General features: G+C 47.5%; 11 protein-coding genes and 1 tRNA gene. 3 read left to right on the plus strand and 9 right to left on the minus strand.

Annotated features, from left to right (window positions below):
* Window positions 1-8 precede the first annotated feature (8 nt).
* The 3 genes from DXD78_RS18605 to DXD78_RS18615 form a co-directional block, all read right to left on the minus strand.
* Entirely contained in the window at window positions 9-3,389 is a 3,381-nt protein-coding gene (locus DXD78_RS18605; protein WP_009037627.1) for a SusC/RagA family TonB-linked outer membrane protein, read from the minus strand.
* A 629-nt stretch (window positions 3,390-4,018) separates the two neighbouring features.
* Entirely contained in the window at window positions 4,019-5,023 is a 1,005-nt protein-coding gene (locus DXD78_RS18610; RefSeq protein WP_005834397.1) for a 2-oxoacid:ferredoxin oxidoreductase subunit beta, read from the minus strand.
* Between the two features lie 99 nt (window positions 5,024-5,122).
* Window positions 5,123-6,970, minus strand: a complete 1,848-nt coding sequence (locus DXD78_RS18615; protein ID WP_009037628.1) for a 2-oxoacid:acceptor oxidoreductase subunit alpha — start codon at window positions 6,968-6,970, stop codon at window positions 5,123-5,125.
* Between the two features lie 165 nt (window positions 6,971-7,135).
* Between DXD78_RS18615 and DXD78_RS18625 the strand changes: the two genes are divergently transcribed.
* Window positions 7,136-7,207, plus strand: a tRNA-Arg gene (locus DXD78_RS18625).
* Window positions 7,208-7,272: 65 nt separating this feature from the next.
* Here DXD78_RS18625 and secDF read toward each other — a convergent pair.
* The 5 genes from secDF to DXD78_RS18650 form a co-directional block, all read right to left on the minus strand.
* On the minus strand, window positions 7,273-10,272 hold the full coding sequence (gene secDF, locus DXD78_RS18630) for a protein translocase subunit SecDF (protein WP_009037629.1): 3,000 nt from the start codon (window positions 10,270-10,272) through the stop codon (window positions 7,273-7,275).
* A gap of 83 nt (window positions 10,273-10,355) precedes the next feature.
* Window positions 10,356-12,440, minus strand: coding sequence for a M3 family metallopeptidase (locus DXD78_RS18635; RefSeq protein WP_009037630.1), 2,085 nt, complete (start codon window positions 12,438-12,440; stop codon window positions 10,356-10,358).
* A gap of 35 nt (window positions 12,441-12,475) precedes the next feature.
* Window positions 12,476-13,576, minus strand: coding sequence for an endonuclease/exonuclease/phosphatase family protein (locus DXD78_RS18640; protein WP_005834432.1), 1,101 nt, complete (start codon window positions 13,574-13,576; stop codon window positions 12,476-12,478).
* A gap of 92 nt (window positions 13,577-13,668) precedes the next feature.
* Window positions 13,669-14,559: a rhomboid family intramembrane serine protease gene (locus DXD78_RS18645; protein ID WP_009037631.1), complete on the minus strand. Its 891-nt coding sequence runs from the start codon at window positions 14,557-14,559 to the stop codon at window positions 13,669-13,671.
* Complete coding sequence (locus tag DXD78_RS18650) at window positions 14,540-15,223, minus strand: rhomboid family intramembrane serine protease (RefSeq protein ID WP_005830648.1); 684 nt, start codon at window positions 15,221-15,223, stop codon at window positions 14,540-14,542. Before DXD78_RS18650 ends, DXD78_RS18645 begins: the two co-directional genes overlap by 20 nt.
* Before the next feature lie 246 nt (window positions 15,224-15,469).
* On the opposite strand from DXD78_RS18650, the gene DXD78_RS18655 reads away from it, so the two are divergent.
* Window positions 15,470-15,736 (plus strand): HU family DNA-binding protein, encoded by a 267-nt coding sequence (locus tag DXD78_RS18655; RefSeq protein WP_005830643.1) that lies wholly within the window; start codon window positions 15,470-15,472, stop codon window positions 15,734-15,736.
* A gap of 155 nt (window positions 15,737-15,891) precedes the next feature.
* A complete protein-coding gene (gene argS, locus DXD78_RS18660; RefSeq protein ID WP_005834435.1) occupies window positions 15,892-17,709 on the plus strand; it encodes an arginine--tRNA ligase in 1,818 nt (605 codons plus the stop codon).
* Window positions 17,710-17,850: 141 nt separating this feature from the next.
* Here argS and topA read toward each other — a convergent pair whose 3' ends face one another.
* Window positions 17,851-20,253, minus strand: coding sequence for a type I DNA topoisomerase (gene topA, locus DXD78_RS18665; RefSeq protein ID WP_005834437.1), 2,403 nt, complete (start codon window positions 20,251-20,253; stop codon window positions 17,851-17,853).
* Window positions 20,254-20,266: the final 13 nt, after the last annotated feature.

A 20,266-nucleotide genomic window follows, 5' to 3' on the forward strand; every position in this document is an offset into this window, starting at 1 on the left:
TTGTTTTGTCAGAAACTTGCACGAAGTGAAACACCGAAACTGCGGGTAGCTGTGGTAGAACTTCCCACGGTAGCCTGGTTGGCCCAGGATGTTCCGACGGACGACTCCGCATCGTAGTTTTTCAGTGCTTTGTAGAAGTAGAAGAGATTACGTCCGAAGACCGACACACTCAGCCGGCCCAGTCCCAGTTTGGAGATCATCTTTTCGGGAAATTGGTAGCCGATGGTCAATTCACGCAGTTTGACATAAGAATTGTCGAATACCGAATGGCGGTATGTCAGCTGTTCGGCCTCCGTTCCCCAATTATAGGTGGTGTTGTAGTAATAGCCTGCCGGAATGATACGTGTGTTTCTTTCGCCAGTGGAGGCCACTACACCCGGAAGAATGATGCCGTCGTGGTAGATTATCTCTCCGTTGGGGCCGACACCCGTGGAAGGGTCTACTTGTACCGGAATTCCGCTGGAATTGTTGTCGCCCGGATAGTAATAGGATAGTCCGCCGTGTTCCGTATCACGGTACTTCAGGGATTCGGGTGTCAGACCCACTGCGGTGGCATATTGGTTCATTTCGTTGATAACATCTCCTCCGATGCGGAAGTCGATACTGAAATCGAGGAATACATTCTTGTAGGAGAAAGAGTTGAATAGACCTCCTACGCCTGCCGGATTGATGTTGCCGACTTTCTGCAATTCGGTTTGGTTGAGGTAAAGACCTTTATCGGAAACGAGGTACTCACCGTTTTCGTTCACCTGGGGAACCTGCGCATAGATGTCACCCATTGGCTGGCCTTCCACAGCTTGTATTTTTATTCCACTACCTCCGGAGTTGAGTATTTCCAGATAGGGCACTCCATCGGCCAGTTTCACTACTTTGTTCTTATATACACCATAGTTGGCTGTCAGGTCCCAGCGGAAATCTCTGGTCAGTATGGGAGTGGCACTGATTGATATATCCCAGCCGTGGTTGGCTACCTCGCCCACATTCATCAACACATTCTTTACGCCTGATGTGGAAGGTTGCGGCGTGGAGAGTATCTGGTCCTTTACACGGTTGTTGTAGTAAGATACATCTATACCCAACCGGTTGTTTAAGAACTTGCTTTCCAGACCTATCTCGTATTCGTACTTCTTTTCCGGACGGATATCTGCATTCCCCCATGAAGAGGGAATGGTGTTCCAGGTGAATCCGTTGTCCGAACCTTGCTCGTAGACGATATTGGCGGTATAGGTTTCAGGAGCATTTCCTACGATACCGTATGAGAGGCGCAGTTTTCCATAGTTCCACCATGACGGCATGTGGAAGGCTTGGGTGAAGAGGAAACTCAGATTGGCGGAAGGATAGAAAAAACTTTGGTCTTTTAGGGTAGACGAGCGTTCCTGGCGTCCGGTCAGTTCAAGGAATAGATAGTTGTCCCATCCCAGGCTCAGTGTACCCATATAGCCGGTTTTCAGTAGTTCCATACGTTGCAGGGTACTGCTTGGCGTGTAGCGGCTGGCATTGAGGTCGAACCAGTTTTCCGTGACAAGCCCGCCATTGGTGGAGACCCTCATATTGTTCATATTTTCGTAGCGTCCGGTCCAGCCTACGGTGGCGGCAATGTCGAAGCGGTTGATATTATAGTTGAAGTTCAACATAACATCTCCATAGACAATGTCGTAACGGCGGTTGATGGACTGGAAGCTACCGTTGGGGTCGTATAGGGAATTGGGTTGTTCGCTTTCATATTTCAGTGTTTGCTTCACATCTGTGATATCAGTTGAAACCTGGGCGCGCAGACTCAGCCAGTTGGTTATCTGCCAGGTGGGGCGAATCATACCGATGAGCCGGTTCTCTGTCTCGTCGCTATGGTGATGGTACATATTCCACAGCATGTTGTTCACTCCGGTGGCGTAACTGGGGTCGTAGGCCCATGATTCCTCAGGAGTCAGCGTGGCGTTTCCTCCGACAAAGGTATTACGGTATCCCAGACTGGTGACGTAACTTTGTTTCAGATAGGGAATGTCCAGGAAGGTGGAGAACATGTTGCCGAAACCGCTGTATAGGTTGAGCGAGGTTTGCGGGCGGTCTTCTACATTCTGTACGATGTAGTTAAGGGAGTATTCCAGTTTCAGCGGTTTCGCCAGTTGATACGAACCGGTCAGCTTGAAGTTGTGTTTGGTGAAGCTTCCGGTCAGGGCATTGGGAATCTCGTCCATGAATGTGTAGGAGAAGCGGTTGCTGGTGGTTTCCGTCCCTTGTGAGATGGCGAGATTGTAAGTCTGGGTCCAGCCGGTGCGAAACAACTCTTTCCACGGGTTGTCGGTCAGTGCCTGGTAGGGGCGCATCTTCCCGTCCCAGTAAAGTACCTCGCTGCCGTCGTATTTCGGGCCGAAGGACAAGGTGGTGGAACGGAGGCTTTTGTAGCTTTGTCCGTTTAGGGTTCTCTGATAGAAGCCTCCCGTCTGTTTCTCATAATCGCTGTATGCGGTGTTGTAGGTTCCCGGCCCGTATACGGTCTGTACTTTTGGTAGATAAGCCGGTAAGTTTGCCATGACTTGGGCATTGAAGTCCACCGTCAGCTTGCCGCTTTTGGTGCGCTTGCTAGTGATGACTACCGCACCGTTTGCAGCCTCCGAGCCGTAGAGAGCTGTGGCGGAAGCTCCTTTCAGAATACTGAGGCTCTCGATGTCCTCTGGGTTGATGTCTACCAGACCATTGGAACGGATTTGTCCGTCGTTGCCAAATTCGGCGAAGTCCGTGCTTTTACCCGTGCCGCCGTTGCGGATGGGTACACCGTCCAGAATGATGAGTGGCTGGTTATTTCCAGTGATGGAAGTCAGTCCGCGTACGTTGATGGAGACAGCTCCGGCAGAACCGCCTTGTGTCTGTGTGATGCGGACTCCCGGTGCTTTACCGTACATGGCAGAGGCAAAGTTGGGTGCTCCTGCCTTTACCAATTCGTCTGCACTGATGGTACTGATGGCATAGCCGACACGTTTCGTGTCTTTTTTGATACCCATTGCCGTTACTACGACTTCTTTCAGTTGCTGGGTATCTTCGCTGAGTGTAATCTTCAGGTCGCCTTGCTTTTTTCGTTTTGCCAGGTTTATCTCCCGAGTAGCATAGCCCATGTAAGCGATAGAGAGTGTTGCATCTGCAGGAACGGTCAGTGTGAAGTTGCCGTCCACATCGGTAATGACGCCGTTGTTGGTGCCTTTCTGTATGACGCTGGCACCGATAAGCGGTTCTCCCGTTACATCTCTTACAATGCCTGTAATGGTTCGGTTCTCTTGTGCAAAGGCTGTTCCGGTGAAAAGAAATGTTAATAACCAACTTGCAATAATCAAACTTTTTTGGAAGTGCGACGCTGAATGTGGAATGTCACACCGTTTTCTCATCCTGATTTTCATACTACTGAAAAATAATTGATTTATCTTATTATAAATGTTACGTCCTTTCGGCAGATATTTTAGCAAGAGGTATGCCAAACGAAAGGCAGACTATCCTTTTAAGGATGAATAATGTTGATAATCAATTGCTTATTTTCTATCGGGAAAAAGGGAAGTTCGGGTGTTTGTGGTGTGGAGATGTGGAAAAAATCCACAGTAGGTATTCCACAATTTCCCTCTCTTCCCTTGAAGTCTTGTTGTCGACCCTTATTGGTAGCCTTGTTCATCGGAGGTATGCTCTATCACTACAATAAAATCTGGTGCAGTTGCAGTGGTTGCATTTTTTTTCAGGGTGGGAGTGTTTTTGACCTTTATCCGGGAAGGATTACTCGAACGAAAGAGCTATCAGCCTGCGGTTTGTGAGATTGATATTAAGCCAGTATAAATCAGAGAATTACTTTCAAAATGTGACTACTATGGTTACTGTGGCAAATATAGTTATTCTTGATGGAAGAACTGCATGTTTGGCGTAATAAGTATCTATGTTTGGGAGAGAAAGGATAGGGAGGTACTCTTACTTTTAGGAAATTAATATCATGTTTGCACCTTATTTGTTTCGTGCAAACATGATATTAATAAATCTTAGTGGTTTATTTTACTTCCCACGTATCATTCGTCATCAATAACTCCTCGAAGTTGTGATACTTCTTCTTGGCAGACACCTCTTCGATTTGTTCATGAACAGCATCGTCGTAAGTAGGAGCTTCCACATCGCGGATAACACCGAGTGCAATCGGGAAGTCGGGACCTTCCATCAGGGCAAGCTTCAGTTGCAGGGTGTTGTCCATGCAGTGGGCATCGTGGATGAGGATATCCTTCTCTGTAATGCCGTTCTCACCGAGTTTCACGACTTTTAGACCAAAGCCTTCCTGCATCAGTCCGTATTCGTTGTTCTCGCCGAAGAGCATTGGTTCGCCGTGTTTCAAGTAGATAGCATTCTTGGCGCGGTCTTCCTTTTTGGCTACGGAGTCATGCGTACCGTTATTGAAGATAACGCAGTTTTGCAGAATCTCGCAAACGGAAGCCCCTTTGTGAGCCATGGCTGCCTTCAATATTTCCACTGTCCCCGGAGCATCGGTAGCTACCGCGCGGGCAAAGAAACGGCCGCGGGCACCGAAGCAAAGCTCTGCCGGGTGGAATGGATCTTCTACCGTACCATAGGGAGACGACTTGCTGACGAAACCACGTGGAGAGGTCGGAGAATATTGACCTTTGGTCAGACCGTAGATGCGGTTGTTCAGCAGAATCATGTTCAGGTCGATGTTACGGCGTACGGCGTGGATGAAGTGATTACCGCCGATGGCCAGACCGTCACCGTCGCCGGAGATTTGCCATACCGTCAGGTTGGGATTGGCAACCTTGGCACCTGTAGAGATGGCAGCAGCACGTCCGTGGATGGTCTGCATCGCATACGTATTCATGTAATAGGGCAGACGGCTGGAGCAGCCGATACCTGAGATGACGGCATTCTCCCAAGGAGCTTTGCCGATTTCTGCCATTGCTTTGTGCAGTGAAGCCAGAAAGAAGTGGTCACCACAACCCGGACACCAACGGGGTTGTCCTTTTTTATAGTCTTTTGCTGTATATTCGCACATAATCTTTTTTAATTGATAGTTGATAATTGATAGTTGATAATTGGTGGCTGGTCATTGATAATCCGCATATTACGCATGGTTATTATCAATTGTCAACTGTCAATTATCAATTAATTTATTGAACGCTGCGACCAGCTCGGCAACGACGAACGGTTGTCCTTTGACTTCGTTGAACTGGTACGGGGTGAAGTTGTCTATCTTCATACGTAGATAACCTGCAAATTGTCCGAGATTCTGTTCGGCAACTACCACCTTCTTGTACTTCTTCAGAACGGTTTCCGTGTTCTTGGGGAGCGGATTCAGATAAGTGAAGTGGGCGAGGGCAACCTTCTTGCCTGCCTTGTTCATCTCTTCCATGGCCGAATACAAGTGGCCGTATGTACCGCCGAAACCGACAATCAGCAAATCGGCATCGTCTGCACAGCCTTGCACTTCTACATCAGGTACGGGGATTTTGGCAACCTTCTCGGCACGCAGGTGGCACATCAAGTCATGGTTTTCGGGATCGGTGGAGATGGCACCGGTATTGCTGTCTTTCTCCAGACCGCCGAGGATGTGCATATAGCCTTCTTGTCCGGGGATGGCCCAATAGCGGACACCTGTTTCGGGATTGCGTTTGTACGGAGTATAGTTGTCCTTCATTTCGGAAGTCACGTAGGGAGGGGTGATGGCGGGATAGTCTGCCAGTTTGGGCAGCTTCCAGGCGCCGGAGCCATTGGCAACAAAGCCGTCGGTCAGCAATACGACCGGGGTCATGTGCTCCAGTGCAATTTTGCTTGCCATGTAGGCTGCGTCGAAACAGCTTGTGGGTGAAGAGGCGGCGATGACGGGCATTGGGCTTTCACCGTTGCGGCCGAACAATGCCTGCAACAAGTCTGTCTGCTCTGACTTGGTGGGCAGACCGGTAGAAGGACCGCCACGTTGCACGTCGAGCACAACCAGCGGAAGTTCTGTAATGACTGCCAGGTTCATAGCTTCCGATTTCAGGCAGACACCGGGACCGGAAGTGGAGGTCACAGCCAGCGCACCTGCAAAAGCGGCGCCGATAGAAGTGGCGCAACCGGAAATCTCGTCTTCGCATTGCACGGTCATCACGCCCAGAGACTTGTGCTTGGAGAGTTCGTGCAGTACATCGGTTGCCGGAGTAATGGGATAGGAGCCGAGGAACAGCTTCAAGCCAGCCTTTTCAGCTGCGGCGATGAAACCGTAAGCAGTTGCTTTGTTCCCCGTGATATCCATGTATCTGCCGGGAACGGTAGTCTTACTTTCAATCTTATATGTATGGGCTACGGAAGCATGGGTGTTGTGTCCGTAGTTATATCCTGCATGGATGACCTTGATATTTGCCCCGGCAATTTCGGGCTTTTTGGCGAATTTCTCGCGGATGAAATCTTCGGCTATTTTCAGATCGCGGTTGAACAGCCAGCATACCAGGCCTACTGCAAACATATTGCGGCATTTCAGCATGGACTTGTTGTCCATTCCGGTGTCGGCAAGGCAGTCTTTCACCATCTTCGAGATGGGGGCGGCGATGACATCCTGCTTAATACCCATTTCCTCTATCGGATTATCGGTCTTGAAAGCGGCCTTTTCCAAGTCTGACTTCTGGAAAGCATCTGTATCGATGATGATACAAGCAGTGGATTTAGCAAACTTATATTGGGTTTTCAGTGCGGCGGCGTTCATCGCTACCAATACGTCGCATTTGTCACCTGGGGTATAGACTTTCTCTGCACCGATATGTACCTGAAAACCGGAAACACCGGTGAGTGAGCCTTGCGGGGCGCGGATATCTGCCGGATAGTCGGGGAATGTACTGATATCATTGCCCACGGTAGCCGAAACTGTTGAAAAGATGTTGCCGGCGAGCTGCATACCATCGCCGGAGTCTCCGGAGAAGCGGACTACCACTTGCTCCAGTTCTTTGACCATCATGTCGTTTGCCATAACTTACGAATTACTATAGATTAATTTTTGGGGGTTACTGTATTCTATCACTGACCGACAAATTTCGTAAAGTTAATCGGATTAACAAAACTTTTTTCGGAAAATCGACAGAATACATTATCTTTGCATCCGCAATCTACTGCAATATGCAGAATCTATGCAAAAGGTCTTGTAGTTCAACGGATAGAATAGAAGTTTCCTAAACTTTAGATCCGGGTTCGATTCCCGGCGAGACTACAAAAAAGGAGGAAATCCATTTCGGATTTCCTCCTTTTTTAGTTTATAGTTTTTTGTCCAAATTCTTATTTGGCTACTTCTACAGCTGGTTCGGTACCTTTTTTGTTCTTCATCAGCAGATATGCGATAGGAGATGCAACGAACAGAGAAGACAGTGTGCCGAATACAACACCCAGAATCATGGCAAATGCGAAGCTGCGGATGGAATCACCACCGAGGATGAAGATACACAGTAACACAATCAAAGTACTCAGTGAAGTATTGATGGTACGTGCCAGAGTTGTGTTCAATGAGTCATTGAACAACTGGAATCTGTCACGCTTCGGATAGAGGCCGAAGAATTCGCGTACACGGTCGAAGATTACCACCTTGTCATTGATAGAGTAACCGATAGCTGTCAGGATGGCACCGATAAAGGTCTGGTCGATTTCCAGAGAGAACGGCATCCAGCCCCAACAGATAGAGTAGGCACCCAGGATGATGATGGTATCACAAGCCAATGCGGCTACTGAACCGATACTGTATGCAATATTGCGGAAACGGATCAGGATATAAATACCGATGGCAATCAATGCAAGTACAACGGACCAGATGGCTGAAACCTTGATATCGTCTGCGATACTCGGACCTACCTTCTGGGAACTGATGATACTTCCGCCCGTATGGTTTTCACGGTCGATGAAGGTTTCCAAAGTGATGTTCTGAGTCAGCAACGGTTTCAGTGTTTCGTATAAGTATGCTTCGATTTCAGAGTCAATGTTGTTACCTTCTTCTTCGATACGGTAGTTGGTACTGATACGTACGGTCTTACCGTCCGTACCGATGGCGATAACGCTGACATTGGCATCGCCGAACTTGCTGGAGATAAGCTCGCGAACTTGTTCCGGCTCTACCTTATTCTCAAACTGTACTTTGAAGTTACGTCCACCAGTGAAATCGATACTCTGGCTCAATCCACGGGTAGCGAGGAAAGCGATACATATCACTATGATAGCTCCCGTAGTGGTCAGCCACAATTTGTTCTTGCCCATGAAGTCGAAGTGTGCATTCGCCATCAAGTTCTTTGAAATCTTGGAAGAGAATGTCAGATTCAGCAGTTTGTCCTTGCTCATGAAATGGTCATAGAACAGACGCGTCATGAATACGGCAGTAAAGAACGAAATCAAGATACCGATAATCAATGTAGTGGCAAAACCACGGATAGGACCTGTACCGAAGTTGAACAAGATAATACCGGTGATGATAGACGTCAAGTTGGAGTCGAAGATAGCAGAGAAGGCGTTGGAGTAACCGTCAGCCAATGCTTTCTTTACACCCTTGCCTGCACGGAGTTCTTCTTTGGTACGTTCGTAAATCAATACGTTGGCATCTACAGCCATACCCAGTGCCAACACCATACCGGCAATACCGGACATCGTCAATGCTGCTTGGAAAGAGGAAAGGATCCCCAATGTGAAGAACAAGTTCAGCACCAAAGCACCATTGGCAACCATACCCGGAATGAATCCGTACATAGAGCACATGTAAACCATCAGCAGAATCAATGCTACGATGAATGACATGATACCGGCATTGATGGAAGCTTGTCCCAGTGAAGGACCTACGATATCTTCTTGTACGATGTGCGCAGGAGCTGGCATCTTACCTGATCTTAACACGTTTGCCAAGTCTTTTGCTTGTTCCGGAGTAAAGTGACCGGTAATCTGTGAGTTACCGCCAGTGATTTCATTGTTTACGTTCGGTGCGGAATAAACATAACCATCCAACACGATAGCGATGCTCTTGCCGATATTCTGTTTGGTGAGCTGAGCCCAGCGACGTGCACCGTCAGTGTTCATAGACATACTTACGGCAGGTTTACCGTAATGGTCGTATTCGTCTTTGGCGCTAACCACTACATCACCTTCCAGAGGCGCCTTGCCGTTACGTTCTGTGGAACGGATGGCATAAAGTTCGAAAGTCTGAGCTTTCGGATCATATTCATAAGGAGATACTCCCCATTTCAGACGCAAGTCTTTCGGCATTTCGGCCTGAACTTCCGGCATGGAAAGGTATCTGTTGATTTCAGCTGTATCCTTGTAGTTGGCATAGGCTACAACAGGACCTTGTCCGCTGGGGTTGACTTGCAAGATTGCGAACAGCGGGTGTTCTTTCTTTATTTGTGCAAGGTCAGCGGTTTGTGTCTTGTTTTCACCCTTTAAAGCAGCGGCAAGACTGTCGGCTGTGCTGGTAGCTTGGGCTACGGCAGGAGCTTCGGTAGCTGCGCTGTCTGCCTCTTCTGCCGGAGTTTCGCTTGCAACGATGGCACGCAACTTGGTGTCGGCAGCTTGCAGATAGGGAGTAACGTCTTTTGCTGTGTATGTTTCCCAGAATTCCAGATTGGCAGAACCTTGTAATAATTTTCTTACACGTTCAGGCTCTTTGATACCCGGAAGTTCTACCATGATACGGCCCATTTTGTCTTCCAGACTCTGGATATTGGGCTGAACTACACCGAAACGGTCGATACGGGTACGAAGTACATTGTAGGAGTTGTCAACAGCTGCCTTTACTTCTTCGCGCAATACTTTCTCAACTTCCGCGTTGGTAGATTTCTGAGTTACCTTGTCTTTTAATTGTTGGGTTGCGAACAGCTGTGACAGCGGAGCACCCGGAGCAAGCTTGTGATACTCTCTGACGAATAGGGTGATCACGTCATCCTGGCTTGTGGTAGCTTGCTTGGCGGCAGTGGCCAATGCTTGGTTGAATGCTTCGTCAGTCTTGTTGTCAGCCAATACTTTGATGACATCGGGTACGGAAACTTCAAGGATGACGTTCATACCACCCTTCAAGTCCAAACCTAAACTGATTTCCATCTCACGACATTGTTTCAGCGTCCAATTGCCGAAATACACTTTCTCATTAGCCAGAGAATCGAGGTAGTCCTGCTCTACTTTCACATCGCCTTTTGCAAACTCTTTGGCCTTACTTGTGTAATGGCGAGTTACAAAAGAGAAGGAGAGATAGAACACACACACCAGTGTGAGCAATATCGCAAAAACCCTTACAAATCCTTTGTTTTGCATGTTACTTTTAGTTTATTATGATTACTTTTTAATTAAATTCTGTTGCATACAAGGCTGCAAATATAGCTTTTTTTTCACAAATCTTACTTCATACCGCGATTTTTTAACATCGGGTCTAATTGAGGCTCAGTTCCTCTGAAGTTTTTATAGAGAGTCATCGGGTCTTCGCTGTCTCCTTTTTCCAGAACATTCTGGCGGAAGAGGTCGGCTGTCTGCTTGTCGAAGATACCGTGTTCCTTGAAAGCTTCGAAGGCATCGTTGTCCAGAACATTGGCCCAGAGATAGCTGTAGTAGCCTGCAGCATAACCGCCGATGATGTGGTTGAAGTATGTGGTACGGTAGCGGGGAGCTATTTCCGGAATCAGCCCCAGTTGGTCCATCGCTTCTTTTTCGTATGCAACGACATCAAGATCTTCGGTATCAGTCAGGTTATGCAGGTTCATGTCGAGGATGGCGGCGGCCAGCAACTCGGTAGTCATGAAACCCTGGTTGAACGTTTTCTGGTTCAGTATCTTTTCAATCAGGCTGTCGGGAATGACCTCGCCGGTCTTGTAATGCTTGGCATACATTTTCAACACTTCGGGTTCGGTAGCCCAATGCTCGTTGATTTGAGAGGGGAGTTCCACGAAGTCGCGTACGACATTGGTGCCTGAAGTACCTTTATACTGGCATTGGGTCAATAATCCGTGCAGGGCATGGCCGAATTCATGGAACAAAGTTTCCACTTCGTCGATAGTCAGCAGGGAAGGAGTGTCGCCTACGGGCTTGGTGAAGCTGCATACGTTGCATACCAATGGACGTATGCTGCCTTGTTGTTCGCGGTAATTGCTCATCCAGGCACCACCGCTTTTGCCGGGACGGGGGAAGTAATCTACATAGAAGATACCTACTTGTGAGCCGTCTGCGGCTTTCACTTCAAACACTTCTACATCGGGATGATAGACGGGGATACCTTCGAGCTTTGTCAGCGTGATGCCATAGAGCTTATTGGCAACGGCAAAGGCGCCTTCACGTACGTTTTCCAGTTTGAAGTAGGGCTTAATCTCTTCTTCTTCAAGGTTATATTTCTCCTTACGGAGTTTTTCGGTGTAGTACCACCAATCCCATGCTTCCAGTTTCTCTCCTTTGCCTTCCTTGTCCATCAGCTTTTGCAGTTCGGCTGCTTCGGCTTTTGCTTTGGGGAGTGCATAACTCCACAAGTTGTTGAGGAAGTCCATCACGGCGGTGGAATTCTTTGCCATTGTATTGTCCAATACAAAGTTGGAGTAACAGTCGAAACCCAGCAGTTGCGCCTTTTCAAGTCTCAGGCGTACGATGTCGGCAATGATTTTCTTGTTGTCGTTCTTGTCATTGTTATTGCCGCGGTTGATGTAGGCCTTGTACATCTGTTCGCGTAGCGGCCGGTTGGCGGAGTATTGGAGGAAAGGCAGGCGGCTTGCATTATGGAGGGTAAACAGCCATTTGCCTTCCTGTCCGGTGGCACGGGCTTCAGCCATGGCGCTTTCGCGGAACCATTGGGGAAGTCCGGCGAGGTCTTCCTCTTTTCCTACATAAAGCTTGAAGTCGTTGTTTTCGTTCAGGATGTTGTTGCTGAACGTGATTCCAAGTGTGGAAAGCTGCTTGTTGATTTCACGCAGACAGGCTTGTTTGTCGGCCGGAAGATTGGCACCGGAACGGATAAATTTCTTATGGGTTTTTTCCAGCAGCCTTTGTTGTTCGCGGGTCAGGCCGAGAGCATCTTTCTGGCTGTAGACAGCATCCACTTTCTTGAAAAGCTCCTGGTTGAGGGAGATGTTGTCTTCATGTTCGGCCAATGTCGGAGCCAGTTTCATGGAAAGGGCTGTCAGTTCATCGGTAGTTTCGGCCTCCGTCAGGTTGAAAAATACACCGCCTACACGGTCCAGGGTGGGAGAGCTGTTGTCGAGGGCAACAATGACATTTTCGAAAGTAGGGGCTTCCGTATTGTCAATGATGGCTTGGATATTGGCGTTCTGCTCTTCTATACCTTTCTGGAATGCGGGTTCATAGTGCTCCAACTTGATTTTATCGAATGGAGGCACGCCATTGGGTGTTTGAAACTCAGTAAGGAACGGATTGCTTTCCGTCTGGGTGGCACAGGAGTACATCATACAACTTGCTGCTAAAATTAGAATACATTTTTTGAACATTGTTTTCTAAGTATTAAATGTTTAAGTATTAATTTTCAATATCTCTTAGTGATATAGCACCATATCGGATAGTGGTCTGACTCTTTGATGGAGCGGTCTACTGTACAATTGTAGGCTCTCAGGTTCTTGCTTGTCAGTATGTTGTCTATCCGGAAATAGAATCTGTTCTGGTTGTAGGAGATGCCCAGCCCCCGTCCTGATTGGGTGAATGCGTCGTCCAAATCCTGGGCGATGGTGCGGTGGGTATAGGAGATGGGGGTATCGTTGAAATCGCCGCATACAATAATGTAAGGATGCGGTGAAGCGGCTATTTCATGTGCAATAGTGTCAGCTTGCGGGGCACGGATGGCCGATGCTTCTGCCAGCTTGCGTATGAGCAGGCGTGCGCCGCTTTTCACTTTTTCCTTTTCGGGAGATTTCAGCATGTCTTCGTACACGACTTTATCGGCTTTGGTCAGCTTGTTGGACTCCAGATGATTGTTGATGAGGGTAACCGTGTCTTCCCCAATCTTGATTTCATAGAGTACCGAACCGTTGTATTCGCTGGGATAATCCAATATGCGTGACGAGAGAATCGGAAATTTAGAGTAACATGCTATCTTGTTGGTATGTCCCTTTCCGCTACCCACTGTGTTGATGCGGTGGTATGGATATGCCTTGAGTTCCCGCTCTACGTCTTTTTGCGAAAGATGCTTTGAGGATTGTACTGTGGAATATTCCTGCAGACAGAGGATATCGGCGCCACTTTCCTTCAAATAGGTCAATATCGGGTTTTTGCCATCTTGTTTGGCGGCACCGTCAAATCCCATAATGTTGTAGGAGAGCAGTTTGATACTTGTTTCCGGTAAGTGGTCTGTATGGAAGTTGATGGGCAGATAGGTGCGTATCTGCGAATAGCAGAGCAACATCCCTATTAGGGGCAGCAAAGCCGACCTATAGCGCTGGATGACCAGCCAAAAAATGAGGAAGCCGGCATTTATCATCAGGAACACGGGAAATGTCAGCCCCAGGCACGATTGCACCGGATGTGTGACCGGCTGGATGTGCGGACTATAGGCGGTGAACAGTAATAGGCCCGTAAATAAGGCATTGACCGCTAAAATCAGGAGAGCGACAAAATTACCGAGATGCTTCATTATAATAGTTGAAAATTGAAAGGTGAAAACTGAAAATAAGAGTGGCGGTTATATTCTCATTTTTCATTTTCCGTTTTCCATTTTCCATTGGTTTAACGTTTACTCGCGTCGAACAAGCTTTTCTTTTCCTCTGTAGTAAGGCTTTCGTATCCCGATTTCTTTAATTTGTCGAGAATGCGGTCTATCTCGTCGGATTGGGCTTTTTTCCGTGCGTTGTAATCATAATCTTTTTGTTTGCCAGTACCGTAGTGTACTTTCATTTTCGGCTTTCTGGGTTTGAAGTTGACGATGGAAACTAAGGTATCCAGACATTTGTTTATCCATGAGGTCAGGTCACTACCTTTGCTGAGGCTGGCGGCAAACCATACCCCTGCCAGCGCACCTCCTAAATGTGCGATGTGTCCACCGGCATTGCTGGAGGTGATGAACAGTAAATCGGTGCCTATAACGATGAGTGCCAGGTATTTCAGCCGGATGGTTCCGAACAGCAGTAGCCGTATCGGATAGTTGGGCTCGCGATAGGAGGTGGCGGCTACAATGGCAAGTACAGAGGCAGAAGCACCCAGCATGAAAGAATAGTCTGTCATGGGACGGAAATACGGGAAAATGTTATAGGCGGCCATATAGAGCAGACCGCCGCAAATTCCTCCCAGAATGTATACACCCCGGAGATGCTTTGCAGAGAAGAAACTCAGGAACAGTGCACCGAACCAGTAAAGCCACAGCATATTGAAAAGAATGTGCATGAATCCTGCATGCATGAACATATATGTCAGTAGTGACCATGGTTGCAGGATGAAGCGTATGACTGATGCCGGCAGTTCCAACCATTCGAATACGCCTGCTATGCTCCGGTTGAACAACTGGAACATGACTTCGGTTAGCGTAGTAAGTATGAATACCGCTACATTGATGTAAATCAGTTGGATATAAATGTTCCCCCTACGGAAGGTTTCTTTCAAATCAGTTATAATAGTAGCCATTTCCTCTGTTCTTTTTTCTCCAGTACATAATTAGGATAAAGCCGAATACCATACCACCCAGATGTGCGAAGTGAGCCACATTGTCTCCTGCACTGTTTGCAAATCCGGCATAAAGTTCAATCAAGGCATATCCGATAACAAAATATTTGGCCTTGATGGGAACCGGTAACGGGAAGATGAACATTTGCTGGTTGGGGAACAACATGCCGAATGCCAGCAGAATGGCGTATACTGCTCCCGAAGCTCCCACGGTAGTCATCATATTGAGATATTCCTCCATCGGGATGATGGCCATGCCAGTATTTACGCTGTCATAGGCGGAAAGTACTGTCTCATAATGAATATACTGTACCACCTCCTGGATAATTCCGGCTCCTATACCGCACACCAGATAGTAGAACAGAAATCGTTTTGGCCCCCATACCTGCTCTAAAATACGTCCGAACATCCATACAGCAAACATGTTGAAAAATATGTGCGCGAATCCGGCGTGCATGAACATATATGTTATCAATTGTGCTGCATTGAAATCTTCGGCAAGGAAAAAATGCAATCCCAGATATTGGGCGAGGTCGATGCCGTAGCTTTGGGCGACGATGGTACCCAGAAACATCAGCACATTAATGATTAAAAGGTTCTTGGTTACAGTAGGTATAGTATTCATAATCTGTTGTTTCAATTCATTTTACAGTTCAAAAACAGTTGCCTGTTTTTGCTTTCTCCGGCAAAAATACGAATAAATTCTGTTCTATAACAGAAAAAGCAGATTCTATTCCTTCTTTTTCGTTGTTTTCCAATATTTTTTTAATGTTTTTATTTGATATTCAGAAATATTGCTCTATTTTTGTGGAGGTTTGTGATGAAAAGTAAAAATATCTTTTGTGTAACATATTAATTAATTTTAAGCATTATGAATAAGGCGGAACTTATTAGCGCTATGGCAGCGGAGTCTGGTTTGTCAAAGACTGATTCAAAGAAAGCATTGGATGCATTTATCGCATCAGTCACTAAGGCAATGAAGGCCGGTGATAAAGTATCATTGGTTGGTTTTGGAACTTTCAGTGTGGTGGAAAGAGGAGCGCGTATGGGTATCAACCCCTCTACTAAAAAGCCTATCGAGATTGCTGCAAAGAAAGTTGTTAAATTCAAACCAGGTACGGAATTGACAGCTGAATAAGAACAGTATACTCAACATACAAAGAGGGGACGTTTTACAAGGAGCGTCCCCTCTTTGTATGTTGAATATCTTGTGAGGCCATAAAAACAAGCCTGCTTGTTTTGTACTGATTTCGGTTTACGCTATCTTTGCACGCAGGAAAATACATTTGAATCATGAATATAGAACAGAAACTGGTATCGTCCGTCATCGGCGGACTGAAAGCGCTTTACGGACAGGATGTTCCTGCCGCACAAGTGCAGTTGCAGAAAACCAAGAAAGAATTTGAGGGACACCTCACGCTGGTTGTATTCCCTTTTCTCCGTATGTCCAAGAAAGGACCGGAGCAGACGGCCCAGGAAATCGGTGAATACTTGCAGGCAAACGAGCCTTCGGTTGCAGCATTTAATGTCATCAAGGGCTTCCTGAACCTGACCATTGCCTCCTCTGCGTGGATAGAATTGTTGAATGGCATTCATGCGGACAAGCAGTACGGTATCGTGGCTGTTACTGACAACTCTCCATTGGTGATGATTGAGTATTCTTCTCCCAACACCAACAAACCGCTTCATTTGGGCCATGTACGCAATAATCTTTTAGGAAATGCGCTGGCTAATATAGTGGCTGCCAACGGTAATAAGGTAGTAAAGACAAATATTGTCAATGACCGTGGAATTCATATCTGCAAGTCCATGTTGGCATGGCAGAAGTACGGAAATGGTGAAACTCCCGAATCATCCGGCAAGAAGGGAGATCACTTGATTGGCGATTACTATGTTTCCTTCGACAAGCATTATAAAGCGGAAGTGAAAGAACTGATGGCCAAGTTCCAAAGCGAAGGCATGAATGAGGAAGAAGCCAAAGCCAAGGCGGAAGCTGAATCTCCTTTGATGAAGGAGGCTCGTGAAATGCTGGTAAAGTGGGAGGCCAATGACCCGGAAGTACGTGCGCTCTGGAAGAAGATGAACGACTGGGTGTATGCAGGTTTTGACGAGACTTACCGTATGATGGGTGTAACTTTTGATAAGATATATTACGAATCAAACACGTACCTCGAAGGTAAGGAGAAGGTAATGGAGGGCCTGGAGAAAGGCTTCTTCTACCGGAAAGAAGATGGCTCTGTATGGGCAGACCTCACGGGTGAGGGGTTGGACCACAAGCTACTGTTGCGTGCGGACGGTACATCCGTCTACATGACGCAGGATATAGGTACTGCCAAACTCCGCTTTGCAGATTATCCCATCGACAAGATGATTTATGTGGTAGGCAACGAACAGAATTACCATTTCCAGGTATTGTCCATCCTGCTCGACAAACTGGGCTTCGAATGGGGTAAAGGGTTGGTGCACTTCTCTTACGGTATGGTGGAACTTCCCGAGGGCAAGATGAAGAGCCGCGAAGGTACAGTAGTTGATGCTGACGACTTGATGGCGGAGATGATTGATACAGCCAAGGAAACCAGCAATGAACTGGGTAAGCTGGATGGTCTGACAAAGGAAGAGGCAGACAATATCGCCCGTATCGTTGGTCTGGGTGCCTTAAAGTACTTCATCCTGAAAGTGGATGCCCGCAAGAACATGACATTCAATCCAAAAGAGTCCATCGACTTTAATGGTAATACGGGGCCGTTCATCCAATATACTTATGCACGTATCCAGTCTGTTCTCCGCAAGGCAAAAGAGGCCGGTATCGAAATCCCTGCCCAGTTGCCTGCCGGCATTGAACTGAGTGAGAAGGAAGAGGGACTGATACAGATGGTTGCCGACTTTGCCGCTATTGTGAAGCAGGCAGGTGAGGACTACAGTCCGTCCATCATTGCAAACTATACGTATGACCTTGTGAAGGAATATAATCAGTTCTACCATGACTTCAGCATTTTGCGTGAGGAGAACGAAGCAGTGAAGGTATTCCGCCTTGCATTGTCCGAGAATGTAGCCAAGGTGGTACGCTTAGGTATGGGATTGCTGGGAATTGAGGTGCCGGATAGGATGTAAACATTGTACTATAAAAGAATAAGCCCGAGGATACTTCTTCGGGCTTATTTTTTTATAGTGCAATATTTATTCTTGTGGTAGAAATAATAGAAGTTTAAATTATCGTCTCCTTTCTCCCATTTTATACGTGTAGACTAAGTCCTATTTTGTCTTGCTTGTTTTGGCAGTTGCCTTGGCGGTTGTTTTAGTCGTTTTCGTTGCTTTCACCGCCTTTGCAGTCCGCTTAGACTTGCCCGTATCCTTGTCGCTTTGCAGTTTCACAATTTCCAGACAAGCCTGAAGGTTCAGGTCTTGAGGGATGATGTCTTTAGGAATCTTGTAGTTGCTGCCTTTATAAGCGATGTAAGGGCCATAGCGTCCATTCAGGATTTCCAGTTCCGGTTCTTCCTCAAACTTCTTGATATGTTTCTGGGCTTCTGCTTCTTGTTTCTTTTGCAAAAGTTCAATAGCTTCTTCCAGCGTAACAGTCATCGGGTCCATTGTCTTGGGTAATGAGGCATACAAGCCGTTGTTCTGGATATAAGGTCCGAAACGTCCCGCACCTACGACTACATTCTTGCCTTCGTACTCTCCGAGAGTACGGGGAAGTTTGAACAGCTCCAGCGCTTCTTCCAGCGTAATGGTCTCGATGGACATTTCTTTTTTTACCTGGGCGAAACGGGGCTTTTCCTCATCTTCGGCAGTACCTATCTGTGCTACTGGGCCGAAACGTCCGATTTTTACAGACACTTGTTTTCCGCTGACGGGGTCTGTTCCTAGAATCCGTTCGCCTGCCTTGTGGGCGGTTTTCGCGGCAAGCGTGTTCTCCACCGAAGGATGGAATTTCTTATAGAATGTTTTCAGAATGGCGGTCCATTGCTTGTCACCTTCGGCTATTTCGTCGAATTGCTTTTCGACGCTCGCTGTGAAGTTGTAGTCAAGGATGTCCGGGAAGTACTCTATCAGGAAGTCATTGACCACAATACCGGTGTCTGTCGGCATCAGTTTTGACTTTTCGGCTCCGGTGATTTCTGTATGGTTGTTGTCCGTTATTTCATTACCCTGCAGGTTAAGCACATTGTAGGTGCGTTCTTCACCTGCTTTTTCTCCTTTTATCACGTATTCGCGTTGCTGGATGGTGGAAATGGTAGGAGCATAGGTAGACGGACGTCCGATACCCAGTTCCTCCAATTTGCGCACAAGGCTTGCTTCCGTGTAGCGGGGAGGGTGTTGGGTGAAACGTTCGGTAGCAGTGATACCTTCATGTTCGAGCTTCTGTCCTTTTTTCAGAGGGGGCAGTAGGCGTGCCTCATCTTCCTGGGTTTCTACGTCATCATCGTATGATTCGCGGTAGACACGGAGGAAACCGTCGAATTTCACCACTTCGCCGGTTGCAGTGAAAGTCTCCGTCTCGTTGCTGATAGCAATGGTTACGGTTGTCTTTTCCACTTCGGCATCTGCCATCTGCGAGGCGATGGTACGTTTCCAGATGAGGTCGTACAGCTTTCTTTCCTGCGGGGTACCTTCTATCTTGGCATTCTCCATATAGGTGGGGCGGATAGCTTCGTGGGCTTCTTGCGCTCCTTTGGTCTTGGTGGCGAAGTGGCGGTTGTGTACGTAACGTTCGCCCATCAGGTTGGAGATGGTTTCACGGCTGGCGTTGACGGCAAGTTCGGAAAGGTTGACGGAGTCGGTACGCATGTAGGTTATCAATCCGGATTCGTACAGACGTTGCGCCACCATCATGGTCTGTGCCACGGTGAATCCCAGTTTGCGGGCAGCCTCCTGCTGCAAGGTAGAGGTGGTGAACGGGGCGGCGGGAGTTTTCTTCAGCGGACGGGTAGTGATGTCGCTGATGGTAAACGTAGCTGCTTTACAGCTCTCCAGCAATTTCCGGGCTTCTGCCTTTGTCTTGAGCCGGTGCGCCAGTTCGGCTTTCATTTCCACTGTTTTGCCGTCAGTGTCCGGAACGAGGAATACGGCGGTAACACGGTAGGATGCTTCGGTTTGGAATGCATGTATCTCGCGTTCGCGCTCTACAATGAGACGGACGGCTACGGACTGTACACGGCCTGCAGAAAGGGCAGGTTTCACTTTCTTCCACAATACCGGTGAAAGTTCAAAACCTACGATACGGTCCAGGATACGTCGGGCTTGCTGGGCATCGACCAGGTTGATGTCAATGTCACGGGGATTTTCTATCGCTTTCAGGATGGCACCTTTGGTGATTTCATGGAAGACGATACGTCTGGTGTGTTCCGGTTTCAGTTTCAGCACTTCGTACAAGTGCCATGCGATGGCTTCCCCTTCGCGGTCCTCATCGGAAGCCAGCCATACGGTTTCTGCCTGCTCGGCTTCTTCTTTCAACTGGGTTACGAGTTTCTTTTTATCCGCCGGTATCTCGTAATGCGGTTTGAAGTCTTTGTCTACGTCAATACTGAATTCTTTTTTCTTCAAATCACGTATATGGCCGTAGCTGGAAAGGACTTTGAAATCTTTTCCAAGGAATTTCTCGATGGTTTTTGCTTTCGCCGGAGACTCGACTATGACAAGGTTTTTCTGCATAAATTTCTGTTTT

Origin of the sequence: Bacteroides sp. D20, from assembly GCF_003436255.1 — a bacterium.
GTDB lineage: Bacteria > Bacteroidota > Bacteroidia > Bacteroidales > Bacteroidaceae > Bacteroides > Bacteroides uniformis.